Source organism: Microbacterium dextranolyticum, assembly GCF_016907295.1.
GTDB classification, from domain to species: domain Bacteria; phylum Actinomycetota; class Actinomycetes; order Actinomycetales; family Microbacteriaceae; genus Microbacterium; species Microbacterium dextranolyticum.
Window position 1 is genome coordinate 1,785,209 of sequence record NZ_JAFBBR010000001.1, and the last position, 19,678, is coordinate 1,804,886.

Annotated in this window: 21 protein-coding genes; 18 read left to right on the forward strand and 3 right to left on the reverse strand. The window is 66.2% G+C overall.

The features are described from left to right. The first annotated feature begins 148 nt into the window (after positions 1-148). From JOE64_RS08240 to JOE64_RS08250, 3 genes are all read left to right on the forward strand, one after another. Entirely contained in the window at positions 149-1,354 is a 1,206-nt protein-coding gene (locus JOE64_RS08240; protein WP_204963810.1) for a hypothetical protein, read from the forward strand. 1 nt (position 1,355) lies between these two features. Continuing rightward, positions 1,356-1,565: a hypothetical protein gene (locus tag JOE64_RS08245; RefSeq protein ID WP_196323444.1), complete on the forward strand. Its 210-nt coding sequence runs from the start codon at positions 1,356-1,358 to the stop codon at positions 1,563-1,565. Positions 1,566-1,834: 269 nt separating this feature from the next. Further along, positions 1,835-2,998: an MBL fold metallo-hydrolase gene (locus JOE64_RS08250; protein WP_204963811.1), complete on the forward strand. Its 1,164-nt coding sequence runs from the start codon at positions 1,835-1,837 to the stop codon at positions 2,996-2,998. 163 nt (positions 2,999-3,161) lie between these two features. On the opposite strand, the gene JOE64_RS08255 is transcribed toward JOE64_RS08250, so the two are convergent. Further along, positions 3,162-4,808 carry a DEAD/DEAH box helicase gene (locus JOE64_RS08255; protein ID WP_204963812.1) on the reverse strand — a complete coding sequence of 549 codons (1,647 nt, stop codon included), beginning with the start codon at positions 4,806-4,808 and terminating at the stop codon, positions 3,162-3,164. Between the two features lie 402 nt (positions 4,809-5,210). Between JOE64_RS08255 and JOE64_RS08260 the strand changes: the two genes are divergently transcribed. From JOE64_RS08260 to JOE64_RS08320, 13 genes are all read left to right on the forward strand, one after another. After that, entirely contained in the window at positions 5,211-5,879 is a 669-nt protein-coding gene (locus tag JOE64_RS08260; RefSeq protein WP_204963813.1) for a hypothetical protein, read from the forward strand. Beyond that, positions 5,876-7,288: a hypothetical protein gene (locus JOE64_RS08265; protein WP_204963814.1), complete on the forward strand. Its 1,413-nt coding sequence runs from the start codon at positions 5,876-5,878 to the stop codon at positions 7,286-7,288. Before JOE64_RS08260 ends, JOE64_RS08265 begins: the two co-directional genes overlap by 4 nt. A gap of 73 nt (positions 7,289-7,361) precedes the next feature. Next, positions 7,362-9,326: a hypothetical protein gene (locus JOE64_RS08270; RefSeq protein ID WP_204963815.1), complete on the forward strand. Its 1,965-nt coding sequence runs from the start codon at positions 7,362-7,364 to the stop codon at positions 9,324-9,326. 558 nt (positions 9,327-9,884) lie between these two features. Then, complete coding sequence (locus JOE64_RS08275) at positions 9,885-10,628, forward strand: sigma-70 RNA polymerase sigma factor region 4 domain-containing protein (RefSeq protein ID WP_204963816.1); 744 nt, start codon at positions 9,885-9,887, stop codon at positions 10,626-10,628. Positions 10,629-10,914: 286 nt separating this feature from the next. Beyond that, a complete protein-coding gene (locus JOE64_RS08280; protein ID WP_204963817.1) occupies positions 10,915-11,481 on the forward strand; it encodes a hypothetical protein in 567 nt (188 codons plus the stop codon). Beyond that, entirely contained in the window at positions 11,478-11,645 is a 168-nt protein-coding gene (locus tag JOE64_RS08285; protein ID WP_204963818.1) for a hypothetical protein, read from the forward strand. Before JOE64_RS08280 ends, JOE64_RS08285 begins: the two co-directional genes overlap by 4 nt. Further along, positions 11,635-11,805, forward strand: coding sequence for a helix-turn-helix domain-containing protein (locus JOE64_RS08290; protein WP_204963819.1), 171 nt, complete (start codon positions 11,635-11,637; stop codon positions 11,803-11,805). The genes JOE64_RS08285 and JOE64_RS08290 overlap by 11 nt, the downstream gene beginning before the upstream one ends. A gap of 95 nt (positions 11,806-11,900) precedes the next feature. Further along, positions 11,901-12,101: a hypothetical protein gene (locus tag JOE64_RS08295; RefSeq protein WP_204963820.1), complete on the forward strand. Its 201-nt coding sequence runs from the start codon at positions 11,901-11,903 to the stop codon at positions 12,099-12,101. 49 nt (positions 12,102-12,150) lie between these two features. Continuing rightward, positions 12,151-12,780 (forward strand): sigma-70 RNA polymerase sigma factor region 4 domain-containing protein, encoded by a 630-nt coding sequence (locus JOE64_RS08300; protein ID WP_204963821.1) that lies wholly within the window; start codon positions 12,151-12,153, stop codon positions 12,778-12,780. A gap of 23 nt (positions 12,781-12,803) precedes the next feature. Further along, positions 12,804-13,214: a hypothetical protein gene (locus JOE64_RS08305; RefSeq protein ID WP_204963822.1), complete on the forward strand. Its 411-nt coding sequence runs from the start codon at positions 12,804-12,806 to the stop codon at positions 13,212-13,214. Positions 13,215-13,226: 12 nt separating this feature from the next. Next, positions 13,227-13,712, forward strand: coding sequence for a hypothetical protein (locus tag JOE64_RS08310; protein ID WP_204963823.1), 486 nt, complete (start codon positions 13,227-13,229; stop codon positions 13,710-13,712). 41 nt (positions 13,713-13,753) lie between these two features. After that, a complete protein-coding gene (locus tag JOE64_RS08315) occupies positions 13,754-14,734 on the forward strand; it encodes a hypothetical protein (protein ID WP_204963824.1) in 981 nt (326 codons plus the stop codon). Further along, entirely contained in the window at positions 14,731-16,416 is a 1,686-nt protein-coding gene (locus JOE64_RS08320) for an FtsK/SpoIIIE domain-containing protein (RefSeq protein WP_204963825.1), read from the forward strand. The genes JOE64_RS08315 and JOE64_RS08320 overlap by 4 nt, the downstream gene beginning before the upstream one ends. A 539-nt stretch (positions 16,417-16,955) precedes the next feature. On the opposite strand, the gene JOE64_RS08325 is transcribed toward JOE64_RS08320, so the two are convergent. Next, positions 16,956-17,963 carry a hypothetical protein gene (locus JOE64_RS08325; RefSeq protein ID WP_204963826.1) on the reverse strand — a complete coding sequence of 336 codons (1,008 nt, stop codon included), beginning with the start codon at positions 17,961-17,963 and terminating at the stop codon, positions 16,956-16,958. Between the two features lie 504 nt (positions 17,964-18,467). Here JOE64_RS08325 and JOE64_RS08330 point away from each other — a divergent pair. Beyond that, a complete protein-coding gene (locus JOE64_RS08330) occupies positions 18,468-18,671 on the forward strand; it encodes a hypothetical protein (RefSeq protein WP_204963827.1) in 204 nt (67 codons plus the stop codon). A gap of 87 nt (positions 18,672-18,758) precedes the next feature. Here the strand turns inward: JOE64_RS08330 and JOE64_RS08335 are convergent, their stop codons facing one another. After that, positions 18,759-18,917 (reverse strand): hypothetical protein, encoded by a 159-nt coding sequence (locus tag JOE64_RS08335; RefSeq protein WP_204963828.1) that lies wholly within the window; start codon positions 18,915-18,917, stop codon positions 18,759-18,761. 199 nt (positions 18,918-19,116) lie between these two features. Here JOE64_RS08335 and JOE64_RS08340 point away from each other — a divergent pair, with 199 nt between their 5' ends. Further along, positions 19,117-19,677: a recombinase family protein gene (locus JOE64_RS08340; RefSeq protein WP_204963829.1), complete on the forward strand. Its 561-nt coding sequence runs from the start codon at positions 19,117-19,119 to the stop codon at positions 19,675-19,677. Position 19,678 lies beyond the last annotated feature (1 nt).

Here is a 19,678-nt window from a genome sequence, read left to right on the forward strand (position 1 = left end):
GGCTTGAGCCCCGCGTCTCGCGCTGCCCGCGTCTCGCCCCGCGTGTCGGTTTGCGCTGCGCTTCGTTGAGTGGTAATGCACTATCCGATCACATCTGCTAATATAGGGACTACCCGTAGGGAGTCCCTAATAGAGATATACGGAACTGATGACGCCACGAAACTCGCTCGACCTCCCCGCGCTCGACGCTACGCTCGGTCCGGTGCTCACCTCAGCGCTGCGCGCCGGTCGTCCCGCGACCGCCGTCGTGCTCGCTGTTCTCGCTCGTGCTCACTCCGAGAACGTGCCCGCCGGACGGTGTCGCGTCTGGCTCCGGTCGCGCTGCCGGGACGCTGAGGTTGCGCAGATCGTCACCGAGACGGCGGCGTGGCGGACGCTGACCGCTGCCGCGAAGCGTCATGGCGCGGAATCCCCCATCGTGCGGAGGCGACGGATCGCGCGCCGCGCTGTGGCGGCATTGCTTCAGCCTCTCCCTGCGGGTGATGCCGCACTGATCGCCGTGCTCGCGCTCGGGATGCTCGACGACGAGAATGCGTGGGACTCGGCGCTCGTGAGCAAGCGCCTCGGCGTCACCCTCGGAGTCACACACACTGCGGTGAGCGCGCGCGTGCGGAAGCTCGTCGAGAGCGGGACGCTCACGCTGCTCAGCCGAGGTCGCGGTGTGCCCGGGCGCGTGCGGTTCGCCAAGCTGCCTGCGAGCGTGAGCAGCACACTCGAATCGAACCCGACAGCCGTGGGTCTCGTCGATCTACTGGCGGGAGAGAGTGAGGCATCTCCCGTATCGAACGGCGGCGCCGCCAATGCGGCTGCCGTTCTGCGCGCGGTCACCGAGCCGAGCGTGGGGTACGGACCGCTCTCCGATGCCGCATGGCAGTATGCGCTTCTCCGCGCACTCGGAGCCGAGGACGCACTCCCCCAAGGTCGTCGCACCCGCGCGCGCCGTGCACTCCGGTCTGCGGGGCTCGATCCGGACGACGCGCGAGCGTTCGTTGATGCCGCACGCACCCTCAGCGAGGGAGAGCCGGCTCGCCTCCGGGATGAGCGCGAGGCGGGGCGCGCGGTCGAGGCTGCGGAGCGCGCTGCGTCAGCGGAGCGATCGCGCGCACAGAAGAAGGCGGTCCACGAGAAGGTGCTCCCGGGGCTGCTCGCGCACGTCGGTGCGGTCCCGAAGACGCCGACCCGGGAATGGGTGGGCGCGATGCGCGAGGCGTGCGCCGGGGTCGTCGCCGACGAGAGCAAGCGCGAGGTCGTCGCGCTGCTGCGGGGCGCGTTGCGGCAGAAGCTTTTGCGCGCGGGCTGGTCGACCGACGAGGTCACCCGGGGAATCGCAATCATCCTCCCGAAGGCGGCATGACATGCGCACGCTCTTCACCCTCGGGTTCTTCGGACTCGTCGCGGTCGCATTCGCGTTGTACGTGCTCGCGCTGATCTCCGCCTTCGTCTTCGTCAGCCTCGGGCAGTTCGTCGTGTGGCTGACAACGGACGGCTTGCCGGTGACGATTGGCGCCGCGGTCGTGGTAATCGTTGCGCTCGCGTTCGGGCGGTGCGGGCGACGCGCTAATTGAGCCTGCGACAGTCCTTCGTGTGACAATCGCGCAGCGGCTACGTTCGGTTGCGGACCGTCAGCCCATGAGAGGGGTGCGACGAGCGGGTAAGTCGAACGCCCGTAGGGACAACGCATTCGACAGGATTACTACCGCAACGCGCCCGCTCCACATTCTGCACACGGCGCGGGGGAGAGACACTCCTCTCAGAGCACTCGCCTTTGAAACCGGTAGCCGCTAGCGTTACGGCATGACCTCGGTCCCGTGAGGTCCATTGTTCAGGGGGTCAGGTGGCTGGTGCGACGACGCGGCTGACTGCGAAACGGATACAATATCGCGTCGGTCATGGCGGTTTTCACGCAACATTCGTCAACCCGAGTGCGCCGTCGCTCGACGATCGCTTGACCTACGTCTACGACGTAGGCGCGAAGCCCCATAAGGCTCTTCTGCTGAGCGCAATCGACGATTTCAGCGCTGGGGTCGCGAGCTACGGTATCTCGCGGGTCGACTACATCTTCCTGTCCCACATCGACGAGGATCACGTGAATGGTCTGGTCGAACTCCTGGACGCGCTGAAGCGCCACGTGCCGCAGATCACGGTGCTGAATGTTGTCCTACCTTGGCTCTCCCCTGTGCAGAAGCTTTTGACTCAAGCCCGGAACAACCATCGGCAGAAGGAAACCGCGGTCACGAACCTTGTCTCATCCGATGAAGAAGCGGACAAATTCCTCGAACGGCTTGGCGTCGGCAATGTTATCCGGGTGACTGCGGAGGGCGACGGCGTGGGGACAACGGGCTCTGTGCGCACACAGGGTAAACCGCTTGCACACTCCCTCAGTGCATGGACGTTGCTCCCGATCAAGATGCCCACTCCTCCGGGGTTCGAAGCAGCATTCAAAACGGAACTTGACCGCCTGATCTCGGGCGCAAAGCTCGACCCGAATGATACGAAGGATCACGCGAAAATCATCGCTAAGCACCGCCCTTCCATCCGCAAAGCCATGAACAAGGTCGCGGGCTTAGTCAACGTTCTGCCAGCTCACATCACAAACTGGTCTTCGCTCGCGCTTCTACACGGAGCCGATTTACCATCGCCAGCTTGCACTGTCACCACACCAGCAAATCATGCTGACATTGACTGCACGCACGGGTGGTTGCATACGGGAGACCTACCTCTGAAAGAGGCTGCCGTTTGGGCAAACCTCAAGAGCAAACTGACGAAAGCAAAGCTCGGGACGCCCCTCTGCGCTGTCGCCGCACCACATCACGGGTCTCAGAACGATCATGAGGACGACTTGTACGCGTACACGACCCCGGGGACGGTCTTCCTGAATGCTGGCAGGAAGCTCTCGGGCGTCAACAAAGGAACACCGTCGTACAACTACAACTTGCCCATCGTCATCGCCTCGGCAAAGCACCATCGAGCCAACCCGATCGAGCTCGACAACCCCTGACCCGCGTCCCGATCCGACCGGTGTACGTCGCCTCGATGATGCCGCGCGTTCGCGATGGTCCTCAGCCTGTGTCTGGGGTGAGGTCTGCGCAGTCAGATACGAGAGAATGCCCCGGCGAGCAACCGGGGCATTCCTAGACGGGCTTGTGTCGGGGCGGTGCGGCTCACGCAGCGAGTTCGTGCCCCGGGATCTCGACTTTCATCGACCGAGCGACAACCTCCGCGATGAGAACGGACAACGACTGTCCCTGCGCCTGAGCACGGTCCTCGCCGTCGATGACTGCCGCCGCGATTCCCGCCTTAGCAGCGACCGTGTCGGCGAGCTTCTTGTCGAGCGTCGAGGAAGCGATCACTCGCCACGCGGTGACCGGCTCGTCTTGTCCGATGCGGTGAACGCGGTCGATTGCCTGGTCCTGCCCTGCCGCGGTCCACGGGAGTTCACCGAGGACGACCTGTGATGCGCGGTGCAGCGTAATGCCGACACCGCTCGCCTCAATGGATGCGACGATCACATCGAGGTCGCCGCCCTGGAACCCGTCGATGGTTCGCTGCCGCGCATCCGGGTTCTGCCCGCCGAGGATCGTGCCGACGGGGTGCCCCGCTGCGCACAGCGCTGCGGCGATCCCCTCGACGACCTCACGGTGGTGTGCGAAGACGACGACCGGACCTGAGGTCAGGAGCGACTCCGCCTGCGCGACGACGAGATCGACCTTGCCGAGACCGAGGAGCTTGCGGAGGTGGCTGATCTCAGTGAACCCGACGCTGCCGCTCAACTCTCGACCGACGATGCGGCGGACGAGGTCAAAGTCGATGTCCCTGGCGCGGACGCCGTCGTTCTTCGCCTGATCCTTGATCGCTGCGACGAGCCGCTTAACCAGCGCTGCCTGTGCAGCTTTCACGTCGCGCGCGCCCTCCCCGGAGAGCGAAACCGGCAGGTCAACCACGGTGCGCTCGGGGAGGTCGGTGACCTCGCTCTTGCGGCGACGGACCATACCTACCCGGAGGAGCTTTTCGTTCAGTTCGCCGAGGTTGGTCGCGCCATTCATATCCCAGCCGTACTTCGTCTGGACAGCGCCCGCGTAGCGCTTAGCGAACGCCCAGAAGCCGCCGAGACTGTCGATGAGACCGAGGTGCCCAAGCGGCGCCGCGAGTTCGATGGGGCGGTTCGGGATCGGAGTGCCGGAGAGGTACGTCTTGAATCCGCTGCCGACAGCGGTGGCGATCTTCTCGACTGCTTGCGTGCGTGCTGCCTTGCGATCCTTCACGTAGTGAGCCTCATCGACGACGAGCGAATCCGGACGCCACGCGAGGATGGCGTCAAGGTGTGCGCCGAGGATGTCGTAGTTGACAATGACGACCTCCGCCTCCCGGGGGATCGGGGTGCTCTTGCGACCGTCGAGGACGAGCGTCTCGCGCCCGGGCGTCCACATTTCGACCTCGCGAGCCCAGTTCGTCTTTACGACGGCGGGGACGACGACCAAGGTGCGCTGAGCGCCTGCTGCCGCCGCGCTGACGAGCGAAGTAGCCGTCTTGCCCAGTCCCGGCTCATCGGCGAGGTAAAGGGCGCGAGAGCCGCTCTGAACCGCTGCGACGACCGCTGCCTGGTGCGGCATGAGGCGCTCGGCGTTCGTCCCGGCGACGGCAACGGTCTGAACCGCCGGGAGAACGAACTCGACTGGGCGGTTCGGGTCGTGCTCCGCGCACCAGACAACCCACCGTCCGTTGCGCTTGGCGGTGACTCCACCGCCGGATTCGACGCGAACGTCGCAGTTGATGCAGGTTCCGGGATAGCGATTTGTGATCGTGGTCATGCGTCGTTACACGCATGTCCAGCCCTCCGCTGGACGCTTTCACCGACAAAGTGTGCCGATTCCACCGCGTTTTGTCCAGGCTGTCCACCCTTGTCCACCCCGTTGTCCACCCCCGACTTCCCTACTCTCGACAGGGATCGCGGCGGTCTTGTCCAGCTGTCCAGGCTGCACGGGGATAGGCACTTACATATAGGGATAGATCGGGTGCGTGAGGGGTGTGTGGTGCGCTCCGTGTGACGTACCTATATTTCACCTGGACACCTGGACAACCTATATAAATAGGGGGTTTTGCCCACTGTTTTCAAGGGTTCGTGGCTGTCCACCCCCACCTGGACAAGCCTGGACAGCCTGGACAAGCCCAGGAACCGTCCAGCGGAGTTGTCGGCGTGCGTGTAACGGCGCATGGCAACTCGAACCATCGCCTTCAACGGCACCCCCCACACGACCACCAAAGCCGCGACCCTCGCACTGCGGGGCTTCGTCGCAACGATCCCCCAGCGCATCTGGCTCCGCCCCGGCGATCCTCGCTTCGAAGTGCTGCGGGGCGCGCTGGAGAACCACTACTCGTGGGGCGACCGCCTTGACGAGATCGTGAAGCTCCGCTTCGAACCTGAGTCCCCCGCGGGGACCGCCTGCCGGGTGATCCTCAGCGACGGACGCTCGGACAAAATCTCGTGGACACGCACCTTCAAGCCCGCCCCTACCGCGTACGGCAGGGCCGTCGCGGCTCTGCGCCACGAGGTCGGCGACCAGTCTCGCGACTACCGCGACAAGATCGCTGCCGGAGAGATCCCCGCGATCTGCGCACTGACGAAGCGCCCCCTCGAACCCGGGTACGAGATCGACCACTATGCGCCGTCTTTCCAGCGACTCGCCGCCGACTGGCTCGAAGGGCAGGGCGGCTTCGACGCGATCCCGGTCGAGCGCATCGAGGGCAGCGGCGGGTGGCGAATCGCCGACGACGAGATCGCCGACGACTGGTGGTTCTACCACCGCGACCACGCACGGCTCCGCGCGGTCAATGCGGAGCCGCACAAGCGCCGCACGAAGCGCCAGGCGGCAACGCGATGACCCTCGACTTTGACGCGTGGGACGAGCAGCACACACGCCTGTTCGACCGACACCTCGCAGCACTCGGCGAACTGGACGACAACGCCGTCCTGAGCATGACGACGAACACCCCCGACCGTGAGGGGAGGCTGGTCTGGGACGGCTTCGTCGGAACCGCACCCGTCCGCGATGCCGAACAGGCGTGGGCACGGATCGAGCGGAACGCCCGCAAGGACGCCGCCTGCTACTTCGGCATCGGCGTGCGCCGCGGCGGCACCCGCGGTCAGGGCGGCAAGAACGACGTGCTCGCACACACGCTCCTCGCCGCTGACCTCGACTGGGCGGAAGGTGACCACAAATCGTCTACGAATCCTCCCCGCGAGGTGCTCGAACAGTGGATCAACGATTGCCCCGCGATCCCGGGATTGATCGTGAACTCTGGCGGAGGGTTCCACATCTACGCCACGCTCTCCGAACCGGTGGACGTGCAGCACGACCCTCGCGGGCGCGCACTTTACGCGGGGTGGAGGCACTGGTGGGTAGCGAGAGCACGCGAAGACGGCTTCAATATCGACCTCGCACCGCTCAACAATCAGGCTCTCGTCCTCCGGGTCGCCGGAACTCCCTGCCCGAAGTACCCCGGCACCCTCGTCACCATTGAGCGGTCGCTAGAGACGACCGATGACGACTACGAGATCGACGATCTCCTCACCCTGTTCCCCGCTCCCCCTGAGCCCGAGAAGCGAGCACGCACCGCCGAGGGGCGAACAAGTCGCGGCGGCGACAAGAGCGCTGTGCCCGCGGGAGGGAGCCTCGACGACTTCACGCCCGGTGACCTGTTCGCAGTGGAAGGTGACCTCGAAACGATCCTGATCGACCTCCTCGACGCCGACTACGCCGGACGCACCGGAGACGCAGGGTCACTCCTGCTCCCGTGGACTAATGGAGGGGCGGTCGATCCGCAGCATCCGTTCGGCAAGAACGGCGGGGTCTTCGTCCACCACGACGGCACTCCGCTCCTCTCGATTTACGGGCAGGGGGTGCGCGAGGACTGGGCGCACTTCGCGGGAACGATCCCCGACACCCACGCCGAACTCGATCTCTACAACGCGTTCTACGCGCTCGCTCAGGTCGTTGCGCGCAAGGGTGCCGACCCGGAGGAATCCTGGTCGCTCGCAGCGCGCCTCGTCGTCCGCTATCGCCGGATCGACAAGAACGGCTTCGCCGACTACGGCGACCTCTACGACGATCTGGCGGCTTGCGCCGACCTCGACGACCTCATCGCCCTCGTTCCCGCACGCAAGCCCCGCCCCGGAACGGTGCGCACTCTCGACGCGCCGACGCGGCCGGCGCCGCCGGCCGCCGTGATCCGTCGCATCTCGGGCGACACACACGCTCTCGCGTCGGCTCCGAAAATCCGTCGCCTGTAAACGTCCAGCCGAGACCGCGACGTGCGTGTAACGACCTGAGCCGCACACGAGCGGGCTCGGAGAGGACAACCCCGTGGACGCCGCGAACATCACCGATCTGCTCGCCTCGGACGAGCCGTTCGAGGTCGACCTCTCACAGGGCACTACCGTCCGTATTGCCGGTGTGGACACTGCCGTCGTCACAACGAAGAAGGTCAGGACTAAGGACGACAACGGCGATGAGATCGAGGTCGATAAGGTCGTCCAGGTCGCCGACTTCGTCCCCTGGCTCCCCGTGACACACGAGGCACACCGGATCACCCGCGATGGGGAGACGCGCGCGACCGCGGAGACTCGCTTCTACCCGGAGGTGATTACCCGCCGCGGACGCTACCGCTCCACGAACCCCGTCTCGGAGGTCGTCGCATACGACCTCAAGAAGCTCCGCTCGCTGCTGCACAAGGCGGGGCTCGTCCTGCCGCTCGCCGCTGTCGACCGTGCTCGTCTCGAAAACGTGATCTCCGAACTCGGAGCACACGACGGCTCCCGCGATCAGCGGGTCGCCTACGAGTCGATGGGGTGGGCGAAGATCGACGGCTCGTGGACCTACGTCGCCCCGCGCGGCGCGGTCACGGCAGAGGGCATCATCGACCTCGCCGTCACGTCTCCCGGGAGCGACGACGACAACCCCGACGCTCTCCCCCCGGCGCTCGCAGAGATCGGATTCGACCGCCTCCCAAAGAGCACTGAAGAACTGCGCGACGCGGCGGGGGCGATCCGTGCGTTCATCGAGCAGACGACCCCCGATCACCCCGCTCCGTATCTGCTGCTCGGAACCGTTTTCACGAGCGTCCTCCCTAACCCCACGCAGACGGTCGCGAACCTGGTCGGACCGACTGGTCAGGGTAAGAGCCAGCTCGCACGCGCCGCCCTCGGGTTCTTCTCCTCCGCGCAGAAGGTGACCGCGGACCTCACCGCGAAGCCGTCCCTGATCGGTCTGCAAGCGCGCGCCGTGTGGAGCCGCCACTGCCTCTGCGTCTGGGATGACTACCGCGCTGAGTCCGCAGCCGCAGACGCCGACATGCGCCGCAACGCCTCCTCCCTGATCCAGATGCACCTGACGGGTGACGACGCCGCGAAGTCGAACAAGCTGCGCGGCATCGGCGCAGCCAACCCCGTGCAGTCGTTCGGCGTCCTCACATCGGAGCAAATTATCGACGGAGGCGAGGGCATCGCGAACCGCCTGCTCGTCGCACACCTCGGCGCGGGCGACGTGCTCCTCAACCCGCGCGGCGAGGCTCCCGTCGATGTGTGGCGGCACCAGTGGGAGACGACAGGGAGGGCGCGAGCGTTCATGGCTGCCTTCCTCCGGTGGCTCGCCGCACAGATCGAGACCGCGGGAGGACTCCGCGAGTTCGAGCGCAAGGTCGACCGCCGACGCAGCAAGCTCCTGAACGACCTGCCCACCTCGCGCACCCTCACGAGTGCCGCGATGGTGTTGACCGGGTGGGATCGGCTGTTCGCGTTCGCGGAGGAGGCAGGGTTCGACGACCTCCTCCCCGACTGGGAGGACATCGAGACCGCGATTCTCGCGACGGCGAACGCCGCGGACTCCGCCGCGAGCGACCAGAACCCTGCCCGCCGCATCCTCGAAGCCACCCGGGACAAGATCGCCGCAGGCGCCGGTTATGTCACCCGCGAGTTCGACGTGCAGCCCGAGCAGTGGGCTGCGCTCGGGTGGGAGAACGACCGCAACCACATCCGACCGAAGCCCCGCGCCGACTTCGTCGGGCTGCTCACCCCCGACAGCGAGTGGATCGCCGTCTCGGGGAACTGGATCGAGACGCTGCGGCAGCGGATGGGAATCACCACCTCCGCGCAGGCGCTCCGGGAGAAGTTCCTCGACCTCCCCGACGTGCACCCCGACAGCGCCAAAGCGAAGCCCTCCGGATTCGGGTTCGAAGGACGCCCCCGCGGCATCTACGTACGCACCTCCGCGCTCGTGCCCGACCTCGACTCTGTGCCGACCTCAACGTCGAAAGAGCGCGAGCGGTTCTGAAAGTATATTTTCTCGTCTGTCGATGATGCAGATATAGCCTTTTGCCCAGATCAGAAGCTATTTTTTGTCGCAATGTGTGATAGACTGAGGGCACAACTCAACAGGGGAATCGGGATAGCAGCCGACAGCCGAACCGGTAGTACCGGCGCCTCCCCGGAGACGAGGCAATCCCAACCAGCCGAGCAGATCGGACTGGTCGATTTGCGGCACACACGGTGAAAGACCGGAAGCGCACCGCCGCAGGTGCGTGGGTTCGCGGTAGAGGAGACCACGAACTATCGGGCGCAGCGCCCGTCTCTCGACAGCGAGAAGCCGTGTCGTCTCGGCGCTGTCCGTCGCTCACCGCGACGCAAAACAAGGAAGTCCTGACGGGGGCAGTCCCCGAGAACGCGCGCTTGAGAAACAGCGCTCGGCAGGCAAACCGGCGGCGGCTCCGCAAGAGCCAAAACCGGCAGAAAACGGACCAGGACACCACGCCGCCGAGGCGGGGTTAGTGGGCATCTGCACGCAGAAGCGCCTCCCCAGGCAGAGCTTCTGCAAGTCGCAGAAATCCGCCCCGTGGTCGACGCCCACACCCCCGATTCCACCCTTCTCTCCGAGTACCGCGCAGGTCGAACCCCCGGCGCAACCCCCGCAGAAAAACGCCTCGGCGACCGCAGCATCGCACTGCTGATCGAGCGGCACCGCAGTCGCGCATTCGCGATTCGCAACAAGACCGAATCGCTGCGAGGACTCGACGACGACACCGTCGAGTCTGCCTACTACGGCGCAATCCTCTCCTGCCTCGAAAAGTTCGAGATGGACGGGACCGCCGAGTTCAGCACCTACCTGCACGCCGCGATCCGCAATGCGCTGCGCGACGAGGCGCGCAAGGTTCGACGCCGTCTCCTCCACGAGACTGCCCCGGTCGTCACAACCCAGGATGGGGAACTCCTCGACACGTTCGACCTGATCGCTGCCGATCCCGTCGAGTCCGCGCACGACTACGACGACGCCCTCCGCACCATCCTCGATGCTCTCATCGCGGTCGCCATCGCACGGGTTGCCCGCGACCGCGATGAGGTGCTCCGCGTGTTCCTCCTCCGTCACCTCCACGACATCGCATTCCCCGGCGAATTCCGTAACGAGAACGGCACCCTCCGCACACCCGGACGCGCGGAGATCGCTCAACGCCTCGAGCTCACCGAGCGCCGCGCGCGCACGCTCATCGACCACGCCGACGCCCTCCTCGAACCGCTCCAGGAGCGGATCGCTGAAAAGTTCGGCTGGGACCGTCCAGCCGAACTCGTGACAAGCGTGTAACTGCACAGGAACGAAAGGAACGCCCATCATGTGCAGAGCAAGCAACGACCCTCGCGGCGGATACCGCTGCGACACCCACATCGCTCAGCGCGCAGCGCGCGCATTCAATCATTTCGACGCCGTCTACAACCGCACCGACATGACCCCCTCGGCACGACGACGCTCACTCGATGCAGCGGCGGAGCGCATCCGACGCGCGGATGCGGAGATCCGCGCCCGAGCGGGAGAGTATGCGGTGCGCTTCACGAGCACCGGCGACGCAGCGCACGCCGAGCGAGCGAAGCGAGTGCGCGACGCGCTCCCCGACGAGTGGTACGAGGCGGTCGAACTGGGTGGTCGGCGCGACCCCCGCAGCAGCGATGAGTTCGCCGCTCAGGTCGCGGAGTATGACCTTCGCGCGCTCGACGGATGTCACCCGAGCGCACAAGAGGAGGAAAAGTTCCACTACGACTGCTGCGCGTTCTTCGGGAACCACAACAACGGGCTGGAGAGTTCCATACCTGAGGATTTCGCCGCGAGCGGAAACACCTTCCGCCGAAACGTCGACCATGCGGCTCTCGCTCATGAGATCGCACGCATCCGAGTCGGGATCGACTACGGCGACCCCACGTACACCGACGAACCCGCACTGACATTCACGCCCACTCGCGATATCAGCAGGGATGAGCTGGAGAAGCGCGCAAAGGAGTGGCTCGACATGACCGAAGGCGAAGCCCGCGCGCACGGACTCCCGAGCATCTGGCTGACTCCACGCAAGAACCCTCGGAAGAACACCGTTCAGGAGATCGCGGTTGCGATGTTCCCCCGAGGGGCAATCACGCTCGCTGACCGCAAGGATTGGAACATCGGATGACCGATCTCACCGCAACCCTCAGCCGCCCCGACGACGCCACGTTGCGCATCGAGTTCGGCGACGGCGCGGTCACTGCCGACGTGTCCGTGCCTGACAGTGCACACGCCGCGATGGTCGCCTCGAAGCATCTCGCAGCGCAGGGGGTGGTCGTCGATGTCCGATGACACCACCGCACGCTACCTGCCCGTCTCGAAGGCGGCAGCGCTGCTCGGCGTCCACCGCACAACCCTCGCCCGAGCCGTGCGCGAGGGCAGCTTCCCGTCCCGGCAGATCGGCAAGCGCCGCATGGTCGCCGAGCGCGACGTGATCGGTCGTGGACAATGACCGCGCCCGCACTCCGCTGGCGGCACTTCGTCGAGATCGGAAGAGACCATCTGTGGATCGCGATCTCCGCATCCGATTCCACAGTGCACGTAATCGTGACCGGTCGCGTCCGATATCTGCCGGTCGATCATGCCGACAGCCGCCGGATCATCCCGAGCGACCTCGCCGACCGGCGCATCTTGCTCGACGAACTCGCGCACATCATTGACGAGGCGTTGCCCGACGCGACTCCGCCGACGGTTCTTCGAGCCGCGATGCGGAACGTTCGAGGGAATCTCGGAACCCTCACGGAGTAGTTCGAGGGAAACCGTCCAGCGGAGCCCCTTTCTATGCGTGTAACGGCGCATGGAAGAGGCAATCAACCCCGACACCGCCGACCTCGCGCTCTACCGCGCGGGCTATGAGCGCTCCGCAGACAAGCGCACCGTATCCCCGATCCCCGGGGCGGACGTGCGCGCCGCAGACCGGGCGCTCGGGAGGCTCCACTCCCGAACCCATTGGCGCGTCTTCGCGACTGTCCACCGTCGCCTCCCGGGCGTGGACGCCGATCTCGTCGGTGACGCGCTCAACGACTCCCTCTACCGCCGCAGTTTCGACTACGACCCCAGCGGTGACGCGACCTTCTCGACCTGGCTCTGCAATGTCGTCGGCAACGCTGTCGCCAACGCGCTGCGAGATGCCGCCCGCGCCGAGGCGCGAGCCGAGCGCGATGCTCTCCGCGAGGAGAAGGAGACGGTCGGTGACGACGACGAGATGCGCGACCTGATCGGCGCAGTCCTCGACACGCTCGACGACGCCGACGAACTCAGCCGCGACCTCGCCGCTCGCATCCTCGCTCCCGCCCTCGGCGGTCGACCGGAGCCACGGCGGGCAATCGAGCAGCGGCACGGGCTCTCTCCGAAGGCGGTACGGATCGCCGAATCCCGCGTGCGGGAGCGGCTCGCCGTCGGGGCAAAGGCGCTCGTTACGGGGTGAAAAGTGCGACAGGAAGTGAACCCATGAGCCTCTCGATCACCCCGCTCGACGCAACCACGCTGCGCATCTCGAACGACTCGGGCGAGGCGCTCGTGCGCGTGCGCGACGCCGCTCGCGCGGCGGAGATCGCGCAGGAGGAGGTCTCGCTCCGCAAGCGGCGCATTCGCCTCTCGTACCCGACCGATGACATGACCTCGCGGTGGGTCGAGATCAGTGTCGATGGCGTCGCGACAGCCGACCTCCACGACGTTCTCGACTACCCGTTCCATGACGCATTCGATCTCGCAGTCGTCGACGACCGCGTCCGCATCGCGTGGGGTGAGCACACCCCGACGTTCCGTGTGGTCAGTCTCCTCCCCGACCTCATCTCGACGCTGTCCGCGGCGTCGTTCATCTCCGACCGCGAGGGCGCCCGCGCCCTCCGCCTCCGCTGAAAGAAGAAGACCATGAACAGCCCCGTCCCCTTCCTCCGCCGCCACGCTCTCGCGCTCGGCGCAGGTGCACTCCTCATCGCCACCCTCGGCGTCGGGATCGCGTCGCTCACCGTCGCGACTTCCACCGCGAGCGACGCAGATGCCGCCGCCCGCTCCCTCTCCGCGCAGGTCTCGCGCGAGGCTGACACCTTCGGAAACGAGGTCGTGCAGTCTCGCACTCGAACGATCATCGAGAGCGACGGCAGCGGCTCCGCGCTCCTCATCGAGCCGCGGTACGCCTTCATCCCGCTCGACTACGCGACCGTATCGATCACCTTCGAGCGCGCGGATGGCAGCCCCGTCGAGGGCAAGTTCGAGGCGAAGGGGCAGGACGGCGGGCTCGCGCTCATCGCAACCGGAGTGTCCCCCGGCACCTACCGCGTCGTGGTGGAGCAGCTGCGCCCGTCCGAGATCGACCACCCGCTCGTCTTCACCGTCGAGGTCCACCGCGCGGACTGACGCACCACAGCCCCAAATCATCAAGGAAGAGGGAACACATCATGAGCTTCTACGATCAGCGCGACATCGCCCGCTGGAGCGCGAACGGGCGTGCCGCCACCCGTCTCGCGGGTCGCTCCGCGGGATGGGCAATCCTCGCCGACCGACCAAGGCACGTCGAGCGCGACGGGCTCTCGGTCGTCGAGCAGGTGCTCGCCACCGCGCTCGTGCTCGTCATGGGGGTCGTCACCGGCGTCCTGTGGAGCACCGCGCCGCTTGCCGGTGGCGTCCTCGGTCTCCTCGGCACCTACTTCGTCACACGCCGCGTCGCCGCCTTCTCGCAGACGCCCCTCCGTGTCCGAGCGTTCTTCCGACTCCTCCGCACTCACGTCCCCGCGTGGTGGGTCTGGTCGTCGCTCTCTCTCGTCGCTGCGAGCGTGCTCTACCGCAGCGTCACAATCTCGTTCCTCCCGGCGTGGCTTCAGAGTCTCGCGACCGGTCTCGCAGGCGTGGCGCTCCTCGTGAATCTCCTCCCGCTCCCCGTCTTCCTCGGGCGCCTCGCGGTTCGCGACGCTCGTGCGACGGCGCAAGCGGAAGCCGAAATCGAGGCTTCCCTCGCCGCCATGCTCGGCGGCACCCCCCGCGCGCTCTTCGAGCCGCGCCCCGAAACCGGCATCCCCGCGGCATCGTGGGGATACGGCGAAGGCGCCGCCATCGTCGTCACCCCGCACGTCGATGTGGACCTCACCGCGCTCGGGGAGCGCCTGGCGCGCACGAAGCTCGGGCAGCACTTCGAGATCGCCGACGCCGACTATCAGCGAGTCCTCCTCATCCCGATCTCAGCGGAAACGTTCGCGAAGCAGCAGGCGCGCGCTGCATCCGGCGGTCTGATCGAGGGTGAAAGCGACCTGTCGCAGCCCGCGCCCGTCGAGACCGTCACGGCGCTCGACGAGGACGACCCGTGGGGCGCCTCGGAGCCGTCCGGCTCGCCGGCCGGCGAGAACAGCGACATCCCGACCTTCGACGAGAAGGACTGGACGTGAGCGTCCCCGCGCGCGTTCACGTCCCCGGGTTCCCGAACACGGCGGCGGCTCGTGCGAAGCTCGATGAGTCCTTCGACGCGCGTTTCGGTCACGGATTTACCCCGGGGAAGTTCGACCCGGAAACGTCGATGATCGCCGTCGTCCAAGAGCGCCCTGACGCGCAGCGGCTCACGCTCAGCAGCGACTTCAAAGGCTCTCAGGTGGACGCTCTCGCCGAGCGCGTGCGTCAGCGCGGGTTCGATCTCGTCGAGGTCGATCTCCACGAGAAGAACGCCGTGATCGCGCACCTCACCCCCGAAGCGCGGGCGATCCGCGCGCGTCTCGCGAGCTTCTTGAAGGTTCGTCCCTGGGAGGTCGAGGTCTGCGTCGAACTCGACCCCGACAACCCGCGGATCGTCGACCTCGTGCAGGTTCTCCGTTCGCCGGAGACGGGCACGGACGCCGAGAAGAGGCTTGCCGTCTGGCGCGCCGCGGTGCTAGTCATTCCGGGTGCCCACGCCGACTGGCGCATCGAGGAAGACCTCGTGTCGGGTCGCGTGGTGCTCGAACGCCGCGATCCGCTCCGGCTCCCGCAGCGTGTTCCGCTCGCCGACCTCACCATCGACTTCGACCCCGACCTGTGGGACTTCATCCCCCACGGGCAGGACACCGGCGCGCGCGTCGTCGGGCAGAAGCTCTCCGTCCCACACGGGTTGGTCGCGGGAGAGACGGGTGCGGGCAAGTCCTACTTCCTTCTCGCTCACGCCGTTGGCGCGCTGTCTAGAGGGCACGATCTCATCGTCGTCGATCCGACGAAGAACGCGGTCGACTTCACCCCGCTGCACCCCTGGTGCGCCGCGGTAGCGGTCACCACACTTCCCGAGGCGCGGGCAGTCATCGAGACGGTGTACGCGGAGCGCGTCCGGCGCCAGAAGGTGCTTCAGGCTCACGGAATCGGGTTCTGGGCAAAGCTCCCCGCCGACGTACGTGCCGCGGAGGGCATCCGTCCCGTGACCGTCATCATCGACGAAGCCGCATCACTGCTCGAAGACTCGTCCGCAAACCTGTCGGCTCTCGACAAGGACGACCCCCTCAGGGTCGAGTTCGAGCAGGACCGGGTCGCAAAGACGATCATCCGGCTCTACCTCGGAAAGCTCGGTCGCGAGGCGCGCAACGTCGGCATCCACATGGTGCTCGGCGTACAGCGTCCCGACACCTCGTTCCTTCCCGGGGAGTTCCGAGCGAACATCGGACAGAAGGTGCAGCTGAAGGTACCCGGTTCCGCTCCGATGGCTCCCGAATCGCTCCGAATGCTCTTCCCGGGACAGTTCGCGCCCGAGGCATCTGACCTTCTCGGGCGCCTTGGGGACATGCCGGGTTCCGGCGTCACGATGGCGGAGGGAGGGGCAGGCGTCGCGGCTTTCCGCGTCGCCTACGAGGACGCACTCCGGCTCCCCGCTCTCCTCGAAGCACGCGGTGTCCCACGCGCACAGAAGTGGGAGATCATGCAGCCCGAATCCCCGACACCCGCCACCCTCGCAGACCCGTTCGAGGGCTTCTCCGACGACCCCTTCGCGGACTTCGGCGACGACCCGGTGCCGCCTCGTCGCGGCGCTGAATCGCCCCCCGTTCCCGCCGAGTTCTCGCTCGACGATCTGCTCGACCACCCGCAACCTCCGCCGTCTGATGCAAGTGCTTTCTGACGGTGCGGGTGCTCGCTAGTGGGCTAAGCGACCCGCGTCCAGGCTCGGAGCCCGCTCGCCACATCCAAGCCGGGACCTATGTCAACGCGCCGCAACCTGTCCCCGCTAGACAACGCGCCCCGCTGGGCGTGAAAACCAACCCCGATTAAGGTGGGGCAAAGTGAGCCAGATCGCAGCAAGGCGCTCATTACTAATCAGAGGCATCCGGCGTCTCTGGAGTATCAGAGACGCCGGATGCCTCCGGGTAGTGAACCGATCTGAAGACAGGTTTACTGTCTGGACTAGCTTCGACCCCGTTCGGACGAGTCCTGTTTTGCTCCACGCATGATGTCGTGATCCAGCCATACGGATCCGAGGTAGAGAAGTCCGAAAAGGAGCACGAACCCTACGACCGTTGTGAGCCACCACGGCACATACGGTTCGACCCACATCGCAAGCAAGTAGTAAGCCAGGAGAGATCCGAACACGATCAGCACCCGAGTCACCGATCCAAACAGTGCTCGTCCGGCTTGGAAGCTAAACAGTCGTCGCATCTGTCCCTACCTGCAGTAGCTGTCTTTGTACTCAACGCCCCCGAGGATGCCAGGTCCGATGAGAACCTGCATGCACTTACCGCTGGCGTAGATGGTACCCGCTTTCGCGCTGAGTACCGCAAGGCTGGCGGCACACGGGACAGCAAGCGCGACACCGGCGACGCCACCGAGCGACACACAGAGTGCGAGCTTGCCCGGCATCGCAGAGTAGCGCATGTTGTAGGTCTCGCTACGATTCAGCTTGACGGTCGGCAGAACTCCCATCCAAGCGAACTGGGGGTCCGCGACGACCGGATACGCAACACCTGACTGACGGTGATCGACGTACTGAACCAGTTTGTCGCCCTCGACTGCAAAATGCGTTGTCACTGCTACGCCATTCGCATCGCGCGCCCAGGCTGGAAGGACCATTGCGACAGGATTGCCCCCTTGGTCGAGGATGGCGAGCGTCCCGCCGCCCGACTCTCGGAGCGCGGCTCCCGCAGGCAATGCGACGTCGTACTCGTACTTGGTCGGGGCATCAGACCCGGAGATCGTCGTGAGGAGTTGGAGCCCCTCGTCCGAGGCGACGACCGAGTTGCTAAAGCCGTTACCCGGGTAGGTGACCGTACCATCGGGCTGAACCACTCCGCTGCCCGCAGCATCGGATCCCGGAAGACCGATCGACACACCCAGTCCGTCGCTGTCCAGAGCGATGCCATCGGACGGGTCCGCGGGAACGGTGACCGATGCCGTATCAGATAGCTGAACCGTCCCGATTCCCGCCCCCCCGGCAGGGTCCAGAACCAGATCTCCGCTCACGCCTTGCAGCGCGGATATCGTGTCCTCGGCGGAGACGTAAGAACCGTCTTCCGTCGTCAGATCGGCGGCTGTCGCCGCCCCTCCCGTCGCGATCGTCAATGCGATTGCGACGCCTGTTGCAGCGAATCCCAGCTTGACTCGATTGCCCATTTGGTTCCCTTTCAACTCGTGCGGAAGCACACCTATCAACGTAGCGACGACGTCGCCAGCCATTCGGCTCGAAATTCATGAACCAAAGTCGCTTGATCCCTCAGCGAATCCTCGTGTAGCAGTGGCATCGAAGCTCGCCGGCACCCGGGCTGGATTTCGTCCGAGTACGCATCCCCCGAGATTGTCCGGGTCGCGGCGGAGCACGGGGTGCGGGTCACCGTCCACCCCGGGACGATCCCGGGGGGCGCACGGGCTCATCGAGATCGACACGATCCGGGTCTCGGAGCGAGGTCAAGGACGCGGCACGGAGGGGCTGCGCGCCATCACTGCACTCGCCGACCGGCACGGATGGGCACTCGCTCTCCGCCCCTCCGGCGACCTCGGCAGCGACGTGGAGCGGCTGCGGTGCTGGTAGGCGCGTGAAGGCTTCGAGCCTTCCGACGATCCGCGCCTGCGCAAGAACCTTGCGGATTGCGTGCGATATCCGCGGGGTTAGGGGGCAAATCGCGCGCGGGTGGGGTTCAACAGGCGAGGGCGTTCGTCCTCCACCCGAAAGGACTTCCCCACATGCGCAAGACCCCCGTTCTCGTCACCTCCGCCCTAGCGCTCCTCGGGGTCGTGGCATTCGCCGGACCTGCCTCCGCGACGCCGCGCGGCACGCTCGCGTACACCGGCGGCTCCACGACCCCTGCGATCTGGGCGGGCGTCATCGGTGGGATCGCCCCCGTCGCCGGGGGCGCGCTGATCTGGGCGCGCCGCAAGCGCGCCTAACCAACCGGGCTGCGCCGAGAGGTTCCCCCTCTTCTTCCCTCTCGGTGCAGTCCCCTTCCCGGGGTGGTGGAGTGTGTGCCCGCGCCCTCAGAAATCCCCCGGCTCCTCCTGTGCCGGGGGATTTCTGGTTTGGAGGCGCTCCGGTTCGCTCATCCACAAGCACTCTTCGCAGCCGAGATAGACCCCGAGTTCTGCTTCGAAAACACGCAGCATCTCCCCGCAACGCGGGCAGAGCGCCGGATTCATGTGCGCGATCCTACCGAGCCCCGTCTCTACACCGCGAGGTTCCGGGGCACCGACCATGATGCGGGAGAACCGAAACCTATAGGTTCTGGGACGGTCGGTCGGTGGTCATCGCACCCGCGCAATTTCAGGAGCAGATCGTCCCGCATACCCGTGCCGGAATGTCTCGGATTTCGGCACCATTTCGGGAGGGGACGGACACATGCTGCTGGGCTACCTTCGCGTATCGACACGCGACCAATCGCTCGACCTTCAGCGCGATGCGCTCGAACGCGTGGGGGTCACGAAGACGTGGTCCGACGAAGGCGTCAGCGGCAGCGTCGCACCCGCCGAGCGCCCCGGGTTCCGCGCGTTGCTCGACCACGCCCGAGAGGGCGATGAGATCGTTGCGTGGCGGCTCGACCGCGTCGGGCGTAATGCCGCCGCGGTGCTCGCCTTGGTCGAAGACCTCGACGCGCGCGGCGTCGCGCTCCGGACCATGAGCGACGGGATCAGCACAGCCGGCTCCACGGGACGCCTTGTGCTCGGTATCTTGGCGGCGGTCGCAGAGATGGAGCGCTCAGTCATCCGGGAGAGAGTAACCGCGGGAGTTCACGCGGCGCGCGAGCACGGCACCACCATCGGGCGCCCACCGGCACTCAACCACGAACAGGTTGAGCTGGCGCGGTCGCTTCGAGCGTCAGGCAAGAGCTACGCGCAGATCGCGAGGGCGCTCGGGGTCGGCAAGAGCACCGTGGCACGGGCGCTTGCAGCCGAGATCTGAC